Consider the following 15,919-nt stretch of genomic DNA (forward strand, 5'->3'; position numbering starts at 1 on the left):
GCATCTTGCCCGTTCAAAAGGCTTCTTGAAAAGGGTGCAACATCTCAGTTATAACTCACATCTTGCACCCTTTTCAACAACAGGCATCTTGCCTGTTCCACAAAGAGGGAATTTTCTTCTTGTGGAACGGGCATCTTGCCCGTTCAAAAGGCTTCTTGAAAAGGGTGCAACATCTCAGTTATAACTCACATCTTGCACCCTTTTCAATAACAGGCATCTTGCCTGTTCCACAAAGAGGGAATTTTCTCGTGGAACGGGCATCTTGCCCGTTCAGAAAAAGCTATAAGCAGCGCGTAAAACCACTTTTCGCGTAAGTATTAATTATCAAAAAAACGCCGATTTTAGAGCTTTATTTTCAATAAATCTCAAATCGACCAAACCCAAAACCCGAGTCGGTCTGAAAATCGGAGTTAGTATCAAGATAAGCTGTAGCGCATTTAAATTGTATCTTTCACGGCGAGGTGGAAAAAGCGTCAAATCCTATCGCCTTCTCCCCCTCTCTCGTTCCCCGTCAGCCATAACAGACAATTTATATGGGTAGCAACTTAAAGCTGGGCTTAGTTGCTGCCGGTAAAAGTCACTAGAGGGAACTTTGACTGAGCTTCAGTCATCGGGCGCCGTCTGCCTTCCTCTTGCCAGTAGTTGATTACTTCTGTGGCTTGGTTGAGGATTTCGACGCGATCGTTGTCAGCAATCCAATGTTTGGCTTCGAGTTCGTTTTTGAGGTCTTCCCACGCATCTTTGCGGGGCCAGAAAAAGTAAGATGTCAGCGGGCTAGTTCCTTTGCCGACAACTTGGTCAACGGCGAGGGCAACATTCTCTTCTAGCCAGAGAACTTTTAAGATGAACTTGGACAAGCAAACCTCCAGGGTTCCGATCGAACTTGTTAAAAATTTCTACAATCGATAAGCGTAGCACATTCTGTTCAATAATGAGTCATCAGTGATTAAAAGTTTTGTCTGGGGCTGGGTTTTGTGCCGGAAATTGGCTTAAAACCGATAAAATTTGGGTTTTCACCCGCCCTAGGTACAAGGATGGTTAAGTTGTGAACAAAGTTATTTTAGTCTTCGACATTGACGGTGTGGTGCGGGATGTGTCCGGTTCCTATAGGCGGGCGATCGCGGATGCGGTGGAACATTTCACGGCGGGTGCTTTTCGCCCGAATTCTCTCGATATCGACTCTCTGAAGTCGGAGGGAGTGTGGAATAATGACTGGCAGGCGTCTTTCGAGTTAGTTTGCCGTTATTTTGAGGGGATTGGGCGATCGAGAAACCAACTCGCGATCGACTATGACGAATTAGTGGCTTTTTTTCAAAGTCGCTATCGCGGGCCCGACGAAGAAAATTGGACTGGTTACATTTGTGACGAACCGCTGCTGTTAAGTTCGGCTTACCTAGAAAATTTAACAGTTGGGGGCATTGTTTGGGGATTTTTTAGCGGGGCGATGCGAGATGAAGCTGCTTATGTTTTGTCAGGGAAACTGAGTTTAAATTCCCCTGTCTTAGTGGCAATGGAAGATGCACCTGGAAAACCAGATCCGGCTGGACTTTTCGCGGCAATTGAACAGTTGGAAAACCTGCACGGTTTAGAAAAGAATTTGCCCGTAATTTACGCGGGAGATACTGTTGCCGATATTTATACGGTTGTCAAAGCGCGGCAATTGCAACCAAATCGGGTTTGGCTGGGGACGGGAATTTTGCCGCCTCATGTTTTGGAGGATTCTGTGCGCTGCGAGGCTTATGCTGCTGCGCTGAAAAATGCCGGTGCAGCAGCGGTTTTCAGGAATGTCGAAGAGTTGACTGCTGCGCGGATTCGAGAATTAGTCAATTGTTAGTTGTCAGTTATTAGTTGTCAGTTGTTAGTTGTTAGTTGTCAGTTATCGAAATAACCAATAACCAATAACCAATAACCAATAACCAATAACCAATAACCAATGACAACTTTCCCTTTGAGATTATTTCAAGTTCAAGAATTTGTCTAATGCGCTGACTGCAACAGGCGGCCAGCGGCGAGTATTCGCCACCCAATCGAGGTCTTTGTAGCGGGAATCGAGGCCGACTGCGGCTACCCAATTGCTCTCAGCTTCACCGCGATTTCCGGCTTCCCAAAGACAGGCGGTGAGGGCGGCTCTCATGTCGGCAAATTGAGGGTATCTGCGGACGATGTTTTTCATGTTGCGAATTGCTTCTTTGGTTTGCCCGTTTTGATAAAGTGCGAGGGCGTGATTGGCGCGGGCAAAGGCGTATTCTGGCGCTAATTCAAAGGCTTTGCTGTAGTCGGCAATTGCTGGTTCCCATTTTCCTAAACCGGCTTCGGCGTTGCCTCGGTTGTTGTAGGCGGCTGGATCTTTGGGGTCTAATTCTAGCACGTGATTGTAATCGGCGATCGCTTCTTCCCAGCGTCCTAAACCTTCTAAAGCCGTGCCGCGGTTTAGGTAGGGATCGGGGGCATCGGGAGCTAGTTCGATCGCTTTTTCGTAGTCGGAAATAGCTGCTTGCAGCTTGTTTTGGCTGACTCTAGAATTGCCTCGGTTGCTCCAAGCGGCTGCTTGTGAGGGAAATTTGTCAATAATTTGAGTCCAAAAACTTTCAGCGGCGGGAAATTTGCCTTCATTTGTAGCTTCAAAAGCTTTTTGAACGAGTTCTCGCAATTCCTGTTGGGGATCGGCGATATCTGTTGGTTGTACTTGTGCGGTAGCGGGCGCGATATTCCCCAACCACACTAACCCGGTTACAATTAATACTGTAAAAAATGTGAAAAGTGAGCGAATCATCGTTGTTGGCAGTTTAAACTTTACTAAACATATTATTAACCGAATTTGCGGGGGTTGGTTAGAAGATGTTTGAAAAGTCTCGGCGACTTAAGTCGCAGCTACACAGACAAAACCTGCGGAGGCAGGTTCTAAAACCCTGGATTTTCTTGAGTCCGCGCAGGCGGACTTTGGTTGTGTAGTTGCGGTTTTAACTGAGATGTTGCACCATTCTCAATTACTTGTTTAGGAACAGGCTTTCCGGCCTGTTCCACAAGAAGAAAATTCACTCTTTGTGGAACAGGCCGGAAAGCCTGTTCTTGAGAATGGTGCAAGATGTGAGTTAAAACCGCCAGTTTTTGTAGTCAGTAAGGATAATTTGGTGAAAAAACGCTTGCTAATTTTGGGCGGAACGGGGGATGCTGCTGAACTGGCTGCCAGAGCGTCTCAAATCGCTGAAATAGAGGTCGTATCTTCGCTAGCAGGACGCACTCAACAGCCTTTTACCCCAAAAACGGGTACGGTGCGAATTGGAGGGTTTGGTGGGGCGGCTGGGCTGGCGGAGTTTTTGCTCGTTAGCGCAGCCCTCGGAGAGGATCGCCCGATCGACTTGTTAATTGATGCTACTCATCCGTTTGCGGCTCAGATTTCTGCCAATGCTGCTGTTGCTGCTGCTGAGTGTAATGTGCCCTATTTGATGCTGGTGCGTCCAGCTTGGGAGAGGGTGGAGGGCGATCGCTGGATTGAAGTTGCCAGCCACTCGGAGGCTGCAAGGGCTTTATTAGGGCAGTCTCAGCGGGTGTTTCTCACCATTGGCAGGCAGGAATTGGCTGCGTTTGCGGGTTTGGATGCTATTTGGTTTTTGATGCGGGCGATCGATCCTCCCGCACTAAATACTCCTGTTCCTAACGGTAAATTGTTATTAGCAAGGGGGCCTTTTACATTGGAAGACGAACGGCAATTGCTGTTAGAATATCAGATTGATACAATTGTTAGTAAAAACAGCGGGGGCGGTGCTACTTATGCTAAAATTGCTGCCGCTAGGGAACTGGGAATTTCGGTTGTAATGGTGCAGCGGCCGCAGATTCCCGATGTTGAGCAGGTTGATAATGTTGAACGAGCGATCGCTTGGTTAATTAAGCAGTTATTAGTTATTAGTTATTAAGTTACATCCTTTTCGCGATCGGAATGTGGCAGCGCGCCTCAACTGAGCTTGTAGCAGCCAGACGGCAAGAATTGCTCTCCCCTTAGTCTACAACCACCTAGACTACTATCAGCAGTTGGGCTTAAGGTCGCGGATTTGACGGGATGACAACCCCTCTGTCTTTGTGAGAGCGATCGATTTAAACTCTTCTCAGTGCAAGGCTTCCGGTTTTTTGTCACTGCGTCACGAGAATTACTCTAATAACCATAAGCTGTGGAGCATTTAAACCACTAACGATCTAGGTATGGTGCGTCATTCGCGAACACGCTCCGCTTACATGGGAAACGATGAAAGAACTGACGCACCCTACAATCGTCTTTTAAATACCGAACAGCTTACCAAATAAGGAGACTCAAATATATGCAATACAAAAACGGTATGCCAATTGCCATTATTGGCGCGGGAATATCAGGCATTACGACAGCTCATATTCTCAAGAAAAATGGTTTCCAAGCAGTTGTTTTCGAGAAATCCGAAAAGCTTGGCGGAGTATGGGCACTTGCATACCCAAACGTACACCTGCAAAATATCAGGGAACAGTATCATTTATCAGATTTTCCCTGGCCGTTCACGCCTGATTTACATCCCACCGGAGAACAAATCCTGAATTATTTGGAACAAGCGGTCAACCATTTAAAGCTTGATGTGCGGTTAAATCATGAAGTTATCGAACTCAAAGAAACAGAAGATGGCTGGCTATTAAAATATAAAAACCAGGATGGCGTTCGCGAAGAATTATTTGGATACGTTGTTATCTCAGTCGGGCAATATACAGAAGGAAAGTATCAACCTGAATTTCCAGGTATCGAAGATTTCGGCGGGAAAATCATCACTGAACGGGATGTGCGCGCGCTTGATATATTCGACAATCAACGAGTTGTAATCGTTGGCTTCGGAAAAAGTGCTTTGGACATGGCGACTTTCGCAGCCAAACAAGGCGCGCAAGTAAATCATGTATTTCGTACACCGCGCTGGCTTGTCCCAGAATGGATTTTTGGCGTACATTTTACCTACGCATTATTCAGCCGTTTTGGAACAGTGATGATGACAAGTTGGGCACATCCAACCGCCATTGAACGTTTCTTGCACAATCGCCTTGGCTTCATTGTTTCGGGTTTTTGGGATTTGATTGCATCCATCTTCCGCTTTCAAGTTCAGCGAAATGTTTCTGGAAAAGGCCAAGCCGCCCAGAGTCGCATCAAAGCTGTACAACCAGACCACAAACTATTGCATGATTTACGTTCAGCCACAGCGGTTGCGCCTGAAGATTACTATCCGTTTATTGCAGAAGGAAAAATCTCGCCCCACCGTGCAGAATTATCTGGTTTTTCGCCAGAAGCAGTAAAGTTGAAAAATGGTTGCGAGATTCCATGCGATTTAGTCATTCTATCTTTGGGTTCGCAAGCGCCAATTTTTCCATTTTTGCCTGATAAATATCGAAAAATGTTGGAAACCGAACCCGATGGCGTGCAGTTATATCGCCACTTGCTTCATCCTCGCATTCCTGGCATTGCCTTTGCCGGGTTCAATCATGGATATATGCACGTGCCTGCTGTCGAGATTGCCGCACAATGGCTGTGTGCTTACTTGCGCGGTGAACTTGAGTTACCTTCCAGCGAAAATATGGAAAAAAGTATTGAATATATCCGCCAGTGGAAACGCGCAAATATTCAATTTGAACCTTCGCGATCCTGTGCAGTCAACACTCGCTTTCAACAATATATTGATATCATGCTTAAAGATATGGGTGTTTCTCCTTACCGAAAATTGCCTAACATTTTCGCTGAGATATTCAGCAGATATCAAGCATCAGATTATCTTGGCGTATCCGAAGAATATAATCATAAAAAGAAAAGTCGCTCTACTCCACTACACCCTCTTCCGTTGGATACATGATTGCTTCCCTAGCTTAAGTTGTTACCTTACCAACGGGCACTGCCTGGGAATAAAAATCGATCGTCTCTACCTCCAATTACGATCGCCAATGCCCAAAATTCCCAATGCCAAATTACTTTGATTTTTTCTGACTCTTCAAAGAGTTAAGATGATTCTTCATCTGTTGCAAGTATGTTTCTAAAACTGGATACTGCGAATTTGCTAAGAGCGAGTCTTTTTTCTTAGTTACTGTTTGTTCTAAGGCCAAAATTCGATATTTTATTTGATTGTTTAGAGGATAGCAATGTACCCAAGTAGGAATAGGTGTTATTCCAGTAATTTCAGTAGTTTTTTCAGTAGTTTTTTTGCGAATATTTACTTGAAAAATCACGCCTAAGTCTGTATAATTTTTGGTTTGACCGGAAATGAAGTTTCCCATTGAATAAATTGCTACAGCTTTGCGGGTTTTCCCATTTCTTCCGGGGAATTTAAATATTTTGTAAGGTTGGACGACGTGGGGATGGCTGCCGAGAATGATGTCTGCACCAGCTTTTAATAGGTTTTCAACTAATTGTTTTTGTTGGGTGTTTGGCTGTCGCTCATATTCATTGCCGAAGTGCAGGGAAATTGCGATAATATCTGCTCCTTGTTTTCGGGCTTTGGCAATATCTTTGACTATCTTTTTTTCGTCAATTAGCGAAACTAAATAATTTTTGCCTTGGGGTATGGGAATGCCGTTTGTGCCGTAGGTGTAAGCGAGAATAGCTAGGGAAATGTTGTTTTTGGTGCTGATTAAAATTCGTGAAGCTTCCGCTGCCGATCGGGCTGTTCCTGTTGAAGCAATTTGCCGATCGCGCAGATTGGCGATCGTCCTAATTACTCCTTTTTCTCCACGGTCTAAAGCATGATTGTTCGCGGTTGTCAAGATATTAAATCCGGCTTTTTTAGCCGCATCCGCTAATTGAGCCGGTGCGTTAAATAGCGGATATCCTGTATATCCGCCCGCATCTTCGCCCGCTAAAGGTGTTTCGAGATTTCCGATCACCCAGTCGCCTGTTGACAGGATACTTTTAACTGGTGCGAAGAAACTGTCAAAATTGTATGTTTGCTTTTTTGCGTCGTAGCCCGATCGCGTTTGGGTACTGTGCATCATGATATCGCCGACAGCAATTAGTTTTGCTTCTTCGATCTCAGACTTTGGTTTGGCGGGAACAGGGGCTGCTATTGGCGATCGACTTTCTGTCGGCTGTGTGTTGGTTTTTGGCGTTTGGATATTGCAGCTTGCGATCGAAAGCATGGCAATTACCGAGAGCAACCGACGAAAATCCATGATTTTTGAGAGTGATTTGTCGGCTTATATGGTATCATAAATAATTTAGTTAGGGCTAAATAGATGAAAAAAAACTATCTAATTCTTGCCTTGATTTTTTTTGTAGCAATTACGGGTTTTGGCGTTTTAACTTACGCTCAAACTTCTGAGAATCGACCTTTTGAATTTGCCTTGATTGGCGATTTGCCCTACAGTGCCGAACAGGAAGCACAATTTCCGAATTTGATTGCAGATATCAATCGATCGCCCGCAGCGTTTGTCGTCCACGACGGCGACATTAAAAACGGTTCTAGTGTCTGCGATGATGCAACTTTTGTCAGCCGCAAGCAGTTATTTGACAATTTTGAGATGCCGTTTATTCTTGCCTATGGCGATAATGAATGGACGGATTGCCACCGATCGAAAAACGGCAGTTACGATCCAGTAGAAAGACTCGCTAAACTGCGGGAAATCTTCAGCAACGGCAATCAAAGTTTGGGAAAGCGCACCTTAACTATCACCCGTCAAAGCGAAAAGCCGCAGTTTGCTAAATACCGCGAAAATGTTCGCTGGATTTATCATGGCATTGTATTTTTTGCGATTAATATGCCGGGAAGCAACAACAATTTTGGCCGCACTCTCGAAGCAGATGCAGAATATGCCGATCGCAATTCAGCTAACTTAGCCTGGATCGAAGAATGTTTTGCTTTAGCCAAACGCAGCAACAGCAAAGGAATTGTGTTAGTTGCACAGGCAAATCCGGGATTTGAACTCGATGCGGCGGACAAAAGAAGAAGCGGCTACAACGATTTTATCGCAACTCTGGAAACAGAAATAGGCAATTTCCCAGGGCAAGTTGTATTCGTCCACGGCGATACTCACTATTTCCGCATCGATAAACCTTTACCCTATTTTACCGATGAGACTCAATTACCGAGAATGAAAAATTTTACTAGAGTTGAAACTTTTGGTTCTCCCAACGTGCATTGGTTGCGGGCTTTTTATGACCCTACAAATCCTAATTTGTTTGAATTTAAACAGCAGATTGTTCCGCAAAATTAGGCGAGCTAACACAATTATTATGCAAAACAAATAATTTTTGGCTTACACTGAAAATAGGTAGAATTGAGGAATTTATTTATGACAATCGCAACTGAGCGCCTTACTCTTGAACAATTTATGAAACTGCCAGAAACTAAACCGGCCAGCGAATACATTGAGGGCGAAATTATCCAAAAACCGATGCCGAAAGCAAAGCACAGTTTATTGCGATTAAGAACCTGCAACGAAATTAATCAGGTGACGGAAACTCCAAAGATAGCTTATGCTTTTCCCGAGTTGCGGTGTACGTTTGGCGGTCGATCGATTGTTCCAGATATTGCGGTACTATTATGGGAACAGATTCAATTTGATGACAGTGGCGAACCAGTAGATGATGTGCTAATTGCACCGTATTGGGCGATCGAAATCCTGTCGCCACAACAAAACTCAAACCGCGTAACTAGAAAAATTATTCACTGTCTGCAACATAATTGTCAGTTGGGGTGGCTAATCGATCCAGACGATCGATCGATTTTAGCGTTTTTGCCCAACCAACAACCGCAATTCTGCGAAGGTAGCGATGTCCTTCCCGTGCCCGAAATGATTCCCCTGAATATCACCGCCGAACAGGTGTTTAGCTGGTTGAGAATGCAACAATGAATCAGGGCGATCGCCTTTTTTGTACCAATTTTAAAAATTTCCCGGTAGGGTTTGTAGTGAGGAGTTTAGCCATCATCAAAACTCAGGAGTGAAGTCCTTACTACAAACCAAATTCCCTATTTCCGCCACCTGTCAAATTGGTCTTCGGAACAGCCATTAATAAATTGATTGTTCACCCAACCGTCAAGGATTGTAAAAGTTTCATTAGGAGGATTACCCGAAAAACGGGCCGCAATTTTCACCCAATTACCTTGTCTGCTGACAGCCCTCACTCCGTCTCCCCTTTTGAGTTTAGCTACAACCTGGTATTTATTGCCCGGGCCTTTGCGAATATTAACCGCGCCACCTTCACCTGTAATAAACGAGCATTGAGTTTGCTTTTTTAAAGCTTCTGCTTTTGCGGGAGCAAGACTTTGCTGCTTGCCGAAAACAGGAAAGCTGTAAAGTGAGAAGCTAAAACTTGCAACGACGGCTGCAATAAAAAAGGCTTTTGATTGAGTAAAAATTAGCATTATTTCATTTCCTTGGATTGGTCGAACTGAAGTCCTGATTGTGATTTTTTGTAGAAGGACTTCAGTCCTTACTACTAACTGTTATTTGACAGAGGCAAACCATTCGGTAACGCCTTGGGCGATCGCCTCAGCTAACTTCTTCTGTTCTGTCGGATTCCCAATCCATTCAAACTCTTCGGGATTGATCAGAAATCCCAATTCCATTAAAACAGATGGAGCAACCGCAGGACGAGTCATGGCTAAGTTGTTCCAGAATACACCATAGCTCGGACGGTTCAACTTGGCAACTAGATAATTGTGCAAAAACATTGCCAAACTGTGCGCTTGCGGGTGAAACCAGAAAGCGCCGACGCCTTTAGTCTTAATGGCATCGCCGTTATCCGGCAAAGCATTGTAGTGAATTGAAATTGCGATCGCAGGTTCTTCTTTTTGAATCATTTCCACCCTCGGCGGCAAATCCAAATCGACATCTTCTACCCGCGTCATTATCACATTCGCGCCCCGATTTATCAATTCCTGTTGCACCAATTTCGACACTGTTAAAGCTACTGTTTTTTCCCTAATTCCCACTGGACTCACAGCACCTCCATCCTCGGGCCCGCCGTGTCCCGGATCGATGAGAATCTTAATTCCAGACAGCGGTTTTGCTTGCGAAATCGGCATCATGCTTGTATTCGCCGGCGGGTGTTTTAAAGACAGCACTAAAGTTGTGCCATCGTATCTCAATTTGTAGCCCCACTGCTGGGCTGATTTGAGATTAAAAGTGTATTGTACTTGCAGCGGCGAGATTTGTTGCCATTCCAAACGCGAAATTACGGGGTCATCATCGAGGCGAATAATGTCAGTTTGAGCGGTGGTATTGTACAGCGTTAAAGTGAAGGTGCGTTCTCCTTCTTGTACGGTGACTGGGACGGGTATTTCTAAGGGAAATAATACCTCTGTCCAGCCGGAAACTTGACGCGAGCTGGCGCTGCGAATAATCGATCGCGGAGGCACTGCATCCTTGACAATTCGCACTTCCGATGCTTTAATCCAAGCACCGTAATCGAGCCGAATCCATTCTCCCTCGCGCCCGATAACTGTTGCTCTCGTTCCCTTGGGCAGCGGTGTCATCCGAGAAAAATCTGTACTTGCCCCGGTTCGGGAAACGCCCGGATCTGCTGTTACTTCTGCTATTTCTAAGTCAGCCGGAGAAAGAATAGAAATCTTGCCAGTACCCTGCTGGCTGATAGTTCGATCGTTCATTGTGAGTTCAAACGATGGCACGCCTAAATCAACTTTTTCTCCCTGAGATGAGAGGGAGTTTTCAGGGGTTTTACCGCAGCCTTGATACTGTTCGCTGCCGCCTTTTTTGACTGGGGAGTTTTCACCTAAAAGTACAGATTTGTTGTCGGGTAGTTCGACTTGCGATCGCGCTTTTAAAGGAATAGTAACGCCCGCCAATTTTACCGAAACTCGAGCATTCGCAGGTGCGATCGCCCCAAAGCAAATATATTCTCCCGGCAAACTTGCGACATCGACTTTCGGCGTCAGGGAATCTTTAGCAAAAGCCAATCCTACAGGGACTTCCGGCTGATTTGACTGGCGCGTCACCTTAATTTTGACTTCCTGATTTTCGTAACGCAAGGTAAAGAGATTTTCGCCGAGTTGCAGGGGAAAAGTCGGGGCGAAATGTCCGGCTGCGGTGCGCGAAATTTGGTTGCCATTTACCGATACTTGTCCCGGTGGGGGTGCTGTACCGACTAAAAAGATGCGATCGGCTGTAGTTTGGTGGTTGGCGGGAGGATAAGCGACGAACAAAGGTTGAGCGGCGACAGCTACAGAGGCGATCGCTACGATCATCCCAAACACAACTAATCCTAAAAATTTTCTCATTCTAAATCGCAACTAATTGAGAGTCTGTTGGTTATTTATACTAGGACTTGCGCTAAGAAACCCGGGATAAATCCGGGAATAAACTGGGTTTCTGAGGATTAGCTGTAAGTCCTATTTACTATACTGGCCCCATTTTATCAGGTTTGTAGTTGCAATTGAGCGATCGCCCACATAAATTTCCGCGTAAAACCATTAAGTTTTAATTAATTCAGAAGTCGTTCTCCACAGTTGATCCAACCGATTCGCCGGCATCGTCAAATACAAAACATCCCCCGCACTCAGACAACAATTCATCAAATCCCAGCCGTGAATAGTTTGAGAATTAGTTTCCACATAAAGAGGCACAAAATCAGCCGACTTAGCAGCATCTTGAATGCGGTGGCCGCAGAAAGGATGTTTTGGCGTAATCAATGTGGCCAAGCAAACCCACAGACTCTCAGCAGTCATCCCGTTGCCCAAAATTCTGCCTCCAATCGCAGCCGCCGCGAAAGCAGGAGCCGCCAATTCCGTCGGGTTCAAAACTCCTTCAAACTCAAAAATTTGCTGCACCATCAAAGCAAAATGCGAGTCTTGATTGCGGACAATAACCGATAGTTTTGGTGCCAATCCTTTAGCGCTCAAGGCAATTTCGACGTTAGACATATCGCTGCTAGTTACCGCCAAAAGTGCTGCCGCTTGCTTAACATTAGCAGCTTCCAGAGTTGCGGGCAAACTGGCACTTCCCTGAATGACCGGAATTTTCATTGAGCGAGCCGTGCTCAGAAAGCGGCTGTTCGGATCTTGCTCGATCGCCACAATATCGTAACCGTTAGTATACAGTTCTTTAGCAATTTGGATACCGATGCCTCCGAGTCCGCAAATAATGTAATGATTGCGCTGCGGAACTCGCGCCACATCCCAATATTCGGTAAAGCGAGTTCCCAATACATAATCGTTAAGCAGCGCGTAGCAGATGCCGATGATGCCGGCTCCAACTAACATCATGACAACTGTAAATAGTTTAATGCTTTCGGGAGCTTGTTCGGCCACTTTTTCATAGCCTCCGGCTCCGGTAATCATCCCTACTGAAAAATAGAGAGAATCGACAATTGAGATACCATCGTCAACACAAATATAGGTAGCAGTAGCAACTGCAATCATTGCCAGCAGCGTCAGTACAACAATTACTGCTGCTTGGCTGTGCTGCTGAAATCGGCGCAGGCTAGTTAATGTTTTGAGCAGTTTTTGAGTTAAAGTTTTTTGGGGCCTGCGGATAGTTGGCTGAGTGGCAACAATTAGCCGATCGCCCTGCTGACACTGCCGATCGGCAAGCACCGCCGATACTAAATCAATTTTGTTAGCATCGGGCAGATAATAAATCAACATTCGCGAGCGATCGTTCCACAAATCGCTCAACTTTCGACCTTTCCAAGCATGATTTTCATCGATATATTCTTCGTGAATCGGCCAAGTGCGATCGAACAAACGCAAATGTCCGATCGCCCGATTTCCGAGAGCCGCAAAGGCAAAAACCGGAGCCGCCAATGACGAAACGCTCATGGAAGCGTGATCGGCCAAAGTGCGATCGAGTCTGTCGCCCAAGCTAGTATTGAACAATCTGTTGATGATCCGAATCTGAGGATTGAGAATCCTCGCCTGCATCAAAATTGCCAAATTCACAGCATCATCGTCTGCTGCAATTACTAAAGTGTGAGCGTTTTGAATGCCAGCAGCCAACAAGGTAGAAGCTGCTTGCAAATTGCCGACAATCACATCAGAAGTTTCGCCGCGAATTGGGCGATCGCTAATACCAACAGCAATAGCTCCTTGCTGTCTCAACAAACAAAAAATCTTGTGTCCCGTGTCGCCCAACCCGCAAACAATGATTCGAGGTTTCATAAAAAGTTATTTGCCAGCCGATTTCGGAGCTGTCCTTTGTAATTTTACTTACCATTGTTGACTGCCCTGGCTTTACAGAATGTAGCTAAAAACACTATATAGGATGCTGGTGGCGCAGTGGTCTCAAAGTTTTGAAACAAGGACGCGGCAGTGCCCAAGTGGTTTTGCTACTAGACTTGCTACTTGCTGTCTGTGGATGTTAATTACTTTACTTAACTCTTTACTAAGCTGCTACGCATTAAAATTGAATCCAGATCCGGGATCTGGCGCCCGTTCCACAATAATTGTCGAAAAATTGACTGTCAAATTAGATGCACAACAGCTTACCACAACTCAGGCAGATATCGGGTGAGCTAATTTCAGTTCTGTCTACTCGTCCAAACCCTTTACGAGTTTTTCCCTGATGACCTGGTTGCTTTTTCTGGTCTTTTTCTGGTTTGACTGTTGGTTTCTCTGATTTCTGGAGCAGATCCGTTGATGGGGGTTTTGATGAAGTCTGACTGGTCCTTCGACTTTTACCTCTAGCAATATCTAGTTTTTTTGGCAATTCTTCAATGATTTTTTGCAGAAATAGCACCATTTCCACCAGTTCAACTTGGCTCAACTGCTCTATTTTGGTTTTTTTCTTGGTCTGGTGGCTGCGGGCTTTTTCATTCCTTGACTTTACCAGCTTTTGCCATTTAAGTCTTTTTTGACCTGAAATATTACATATAGCCTTTCTCAAAAAGATGAGGTATGACTGACAGCTTACATAACCACCCAGACTTATTGGGCCGGGGCCCAACTACGTACCTCATCTTTCTGAGAACCGCTATATTTATTAAAAATTCAATGAAAAGGTTGACATATCATTTTTGATGTGTCATAAATTTAGTCATTAGATAAGTTGCCTTTCAACTTATCTTAAAAAAGATTGCGGCTGCTGAACCCAAGTCTTTTTTTCCATAAAAAATCTCTTCAACTCCTGGGGGTTGCTATGCAACCCGCAACAGACTATTTATGCAGCAGCCAAAAAACTTGAACAGGCTTTTGCGAGCTTTGTCTCGGCAAGGTCTGGATGTTACTTACAACAACAAAGTCTACTCTATTTCTCTGAATAGTTCTTTGAATGAACACTGGCAAGATGCCAGTGCCACAAGAGAACTCAATTGTTCTTTGAATGAACACTGGCAAGATGCCATTGCTACAACAGCAGAAGTTTTGCTCCCAGAGGATTTTCCTGTGGAAGCAAAGGCGCTCAAACAGTTAGCAAGTTTGGCGAATGTTCGTCACCCTCAAGGTGGTTGCGTTTGCCGCACCTGCGCTACTCCAGATTTCCATCCGGGGGATGCAGGAGTGGCGATCGGCTCGATCGTCAAAACAGCAGGAATGGTGATTCCGGCGGCTGTCGGTTCCGATATTAACTGCGGGATGCGGTTACACGTTGCGGATTTGTCGATCGAACAATTCCTCAGTCAGCGCGATCGATTTGTAGAATTGCTCAAAGGCGATTATTTTTTCGGTACTCGCGATGTCAGCATGACTGCAAAAACTGCTCGCGCGATGTTCCAACACGGGATTCCCGGATGGCTGGATGCTATGCCAGACAAGGCAACCGGCAGCGCGGCCAATTCGGATTTCGAGCAGTTGGCGACAGAGTGCAATCGCACTTTCCTCGGCGGTTCCATGAATGGCGATGTCAAATGGGCTCCTGAAGAATTAGTCCCAAACGACGGCTTAGTCAGGGATGGCGGGTTAGGTACAATCGGCGGCGGCAATCACTTTGTCGAAATTCAAGTGGTTGAGGAAGTTATCGATCGAGCTACGGCTTATACTTACGGAGTTCGATCGGGACAAATCGCTTTCATGATTCACTCGGGTTCGCGGAATGTCGGCAAATACATCGGCGGAATGTGGCGCGATCGAGCTTGCGAAGCCTGGCCGAAAACTCTGAAACATCCTGAATCCAGGCTTTTTCCGCTGTCTGTCGCAGCAAATCCCGAACTTGTGAGCAGCTACCTGCAAGCGGAAGCCACAGCCGCTAACTACGGTTTTATCAACCGTTTGCTGCTAGCAGAATTTCTGCGGTTGCGTTTGCGGCAAGTTTTCGGCGATGTCGAAGCTCCCTTAGTATACGATGTGCCTCACAATATCACCTTAGCTGAAGGTGCCGCCTGGGTGACTCGCAAAGGCGCTTGTCCCGCACATTTGGGCCAGCCTGTAATTGTACCGGGTTCGATGGGCGCGCCCTCTTATTTGCTGGTTGGGAAAGGGAACGATCGATTTTTGCGATCGGCTTCTCACGGTGCAGGAAGGGCGCGATCGCGCTTCAATATGAGTCGCAAAGGTGTTGACAAAACTGACTCCGCTTTGGGATTAATTGGCATAGATTGCATTACCTTGCGCGAAGAACGCAGAATCGAAGAAGCACCGGCCGCTTACAAGCCAATTCAACCAGTAATTGACGTTCAAGTTGAGGCGCAAATAGTTGGTGTAGTCGCTAAAATGAAGCCAGTGTTAACATTTAAAGCGTAGCCTGGGGCTATTTCTCCGTTCTCAATAACTGGTGTCTAAACCAGGCATCTTGTCCGTTCTAAAACACAATTCTTAGTTGTGGAACAGGCATCTTGCCCGTTCTAAAACACAATTCTTAGTTGTGGAACGGGCATCTTGCCCGTTCGGAACAGGCGAAAAGCCCGTTATAAGAGACAATTTCTTAGTTGTGGAACGGGCATCTTGCCCGTTCGGAACAGGCGAAAAGCCCGTTCTAAAACACAATTCTTAGTTGTGGAACGGGCATCTTGCCCGTTCGGAACAGGCGAAAAGCCCGTTATAAG

Annotated in this window: 13 protein-coding genes and 1 pseudogene; 7 read left to right on the forward strand and 7 right to left on the reverse strand. The window is 45.7% G+C overall.

What is annotated here, in order from left to right; genetic code table 11:
- On the forward strand, window positions 1-184 hold a 184-nt coding region (locus QUA56_RS32620; RefSeq protein ID WP_333366965.1), incomplete at its 5' end, for a hypothetical protein.
- A 373-nt stretch (window positions 185-557) separates the two neighbouring features.
- On the opposite strand, the gene QUA56_RS32625 is transcribed toward QUA56_RS32620, so the two are convergent.
- A complete protein-coding gene (locus QUA56_RS32625) occupies window positions 558-869 on the reverse strand; it encodes a 30S ribosomal protein PSRP-3 (RefSeq protein WP_333056906.1) in 312 nt (103 codons plus the stop codon).
- A 176-nt stretch (window positions 870-1,045) separates the two neighbouring features.
- Between QUA56_RS32625 and QUA56_RS32630 the strand changes: the two genes are divergently transcribed.
- Window positions 1,046-1,834, forward strand: a complete 789-nt coding sequence (locus QUA56_RS32630) for a TIGR01548 family HAD-type hydrolase (RefSeq protein ID WP_333366967.1) — start codon at window positions 1,046-1,048, stop codon at window positions 1,832-1,834.
- 120 nt (window positions 1,835-1,954) lie between these two features.
- Here QUA56_RS32630 and QUA56_RS32635 read toward each other — a convergent pair whose 3' ends face one another.
- A complete protein-coding gene (locus tag QUA56_RS32635; protein WP_333366970.1) occupies window positions 1,955-2,773 on the reverse strand; it encodes a tetratricopeptide repeat protein in 819 nt (272 codons plus the stop codon).
- Between the two features lie 358 nt (window positions 2,774-3,131).
- On the opposite strand from QUA56_RS32635, the gene QUA56_RS32640 reads away from it, so the two are divergent.
- Both QUA56_RS32640 and QUA56_RS32645 read left to right on the forward strand, forming a co-directional pair.
- Window positions 3,132-3,914: a cobalt-precorrin-6A reductase gene (locus tag QUA56_RS32640; protein ID WP_333367001.1), complete on the forward strand. Its 783-nt coding sequence runs from the start codon at window positions 3,132-3,134 to the stop codon at window positions 3,912-3,914.
- 399 nt (window positions 3,915-4,313) lie between these two features.
- On the forward strand, window positions 4,314-5,849 hold the full coding sequence (locus tag QUA56_RS32645; RefSeq protein ID WP_333366973.1) for an NAD(P)/FAD-dependent oxidoreductase: 1,536 nt from the start codon (window positions 4,314-4,316) through the stop codon (window positions 5,847-5,849).
- 112 nt (window positions 5,850-5,961) lie between these two features.
- On the opposite strand, the gene QUA56_RS32650 is transcribed toward QUA56_RS32645, so the two are convergent.
- The gene (locus QUA56_RS32650) at window positions 5,962-7,158 is read right to left on the reverse strand and encodes a CapA family protein (protein WP_333366976.1); all 1,197 of its coding nucleotides are present in this window, start codon (window positions 7,156-7,158) and stop codon (window positions 5,962-5,964) included.
- Between the two features lie 63 nt (window positions 7,159-7,221).
- On the opposite strand from QUA56_RS32650, the gene QUA56_RS32655 reads away from it, so the two are divergent.
- Window positions 7,222-8,199, forward strand: coding sequence for a hypothetical protein (locus QUA56_RS32655; RefSeq protein ID WP_333366979.1), 978 nt, complete (start codon window positions 7,222-7,224; stop codon window positions 8,197-8,199).
- A gap of 78 nt (window positions 8,200-8,277) precedes the next feature.
- A complete protein-coding gene (locus QUA56_RS32660) occupies window positions 8,278-8,838 on the forward strand; it encodes a Uma2 family endonuclease (RefSeq protein ID WP_333366982.1) in 561 nt (186 codons plus the stop codon).
- Between the two features lie 116 nt (window positions 8,839-8,954).
- Here the strand turns inward: QUA56_RS32660 and QUA56_RS32665 are convergent, their stop codons facing one another.
- The 4 genes and pseudogenes from QUA56_RS32665 to QUA56_RS37005 all read right to left on the reverse strand — a co-directional run.
- A complete protein-coding gene (locus tag QUA56_RS32665) occupies window positions 8,955-9,350 on the reverse strand; it encodes an SH3 domain-containing protein (protein ID WP_333366984.1) in 396 nt (131 codons plus the stop codon).
- 81 nt (window positions 9,351-9,431) lie between these two features.
- Window positions 9,432-11,225, reverse strand: a complete 1,794-nt coding sequence (locus QUA56_RS32670; protein WP_333366987.1) for an N-acetylmuramoyl-L-alanine amidase — start codon at window positions 11,223-11,225, stop codon at window positions 9,432-9,434.
- 192 nt (window positions 11,226-11,417) lie between these two features.
- Window positions 11,418-13,103 carry an NAD-binding protein gene (locus QUA56_RS32675; RefSeq protein ID WP_333366990.1) on the reverse strand — a complete coding sequence of 562 codons (1,686 nt, stop codon included), beginning with the start codon at window positions 13,101-13,103 and terminating at the stop codon, window positions 11,418-11,420.
- A 322-nt stretch (window positions 13,104-13,425) separates the two neighbouring features.
- Window positions 13,426-13,605: pseudogene (locus tag QUA56_RS37005) on the reverse strand (IS66 family transposase); the annotation flags it as partial.
- A gap of 497 nt (window positions 13,606-14,102) precedes the next feature.
- On the opposite strand from QUA56_RS37005, the gene QUA56_RS32685 reads away from it, so the two are divergent.
- Window positions 14,103-15,617 (forward strand): RtcB family protein, encoded by a 1,515-nt coding sequence (locus QUA56_RS32685; protein WP_333366996.1) that lies wholly within the window; start codon window positions 14,103-14,105, stop codon window positions 15,615-15,617.
- Window positions 15,618-15,919 lie beyond the last annotated feature (302 nt).

This window comes from Microcoleus sp. N3A4 (genome assembly GCF_036701805.1).
In the GTDB taxonomy this organism is placed as follows: Bacteria; Cyanobacteriota; Cyanobacteriia; order Cyanobacteriales; family Microcoleaceae; genus Microcoleus.

Excerpts from the sequence above, each read along its gene's own strand:
- QUA56_RS32675 (WP_333366990.1), bottom strand. The coding sequence starts at position 13,103 with ATGAAACCTCGAATCATTGTTTGCGGGTTGGGCGACACGGGACACAAG.
- QUA56_RS32645 (WP_333366973.1), top strand. The coding sequence starts at position 4,314 with ATGCAATACAAAAACGGTATGCCAATTGCCATTATTGGCGCGGGAATA.
- QUA56_RS32635 (WP_333366970.1), bottom strand. The coding sequence starts at position 2,773 with ATGATTCGCTCACTTTTCACATTTTTTACAGTATTAATTGTAACCGGG.
- QUA56_RS32660 (WP_333366982.1), top strand. The coding sequence starts at position 8,278 with ATGACAATCGCAACTGAGCGCCTTACTCTTGAACAATTTATGAAACTG.
- QUA56_RS32670 (WP_333366987.1), bottom strand. The coding sequence starts at position 11,225 with ATGAGAAAATTTTTAGGATTAGTTGTGTTTGGGATGATCGTAGCGATC.
- QUA56_RS32650 (WP_333366976.1), bottom strand. The coding sequence starts at position 7,158 with ATGGATTTTCGTCGGTTGCTCTCGGTAATTGCCATGCTTTCGATCGCA.
- QUA56_RS32685 (WP_333366996.1), top strand. The coding sequence starts at position 14,103 with ATGCAGCAGCCAAAAAACTTGAACAGGCTTTTGCGAGCTTTGTCTCGG.
- QUA56_RS32665 (WP_333366984.1), bottom strand. The coding sequence starts at position 9,350 with ATGCTAATTTTTACTCAATCAAAAGCCTTTTTTATTGCAGCCGTCGTT.
- QUA56_RS32655 (WP_333366979.1), top strand. The coding sequence starts at position 7,222 with ATGAAAAAAAACTATCTAATTCTTGCCTTGATTTTTTTTGTAGCAATT.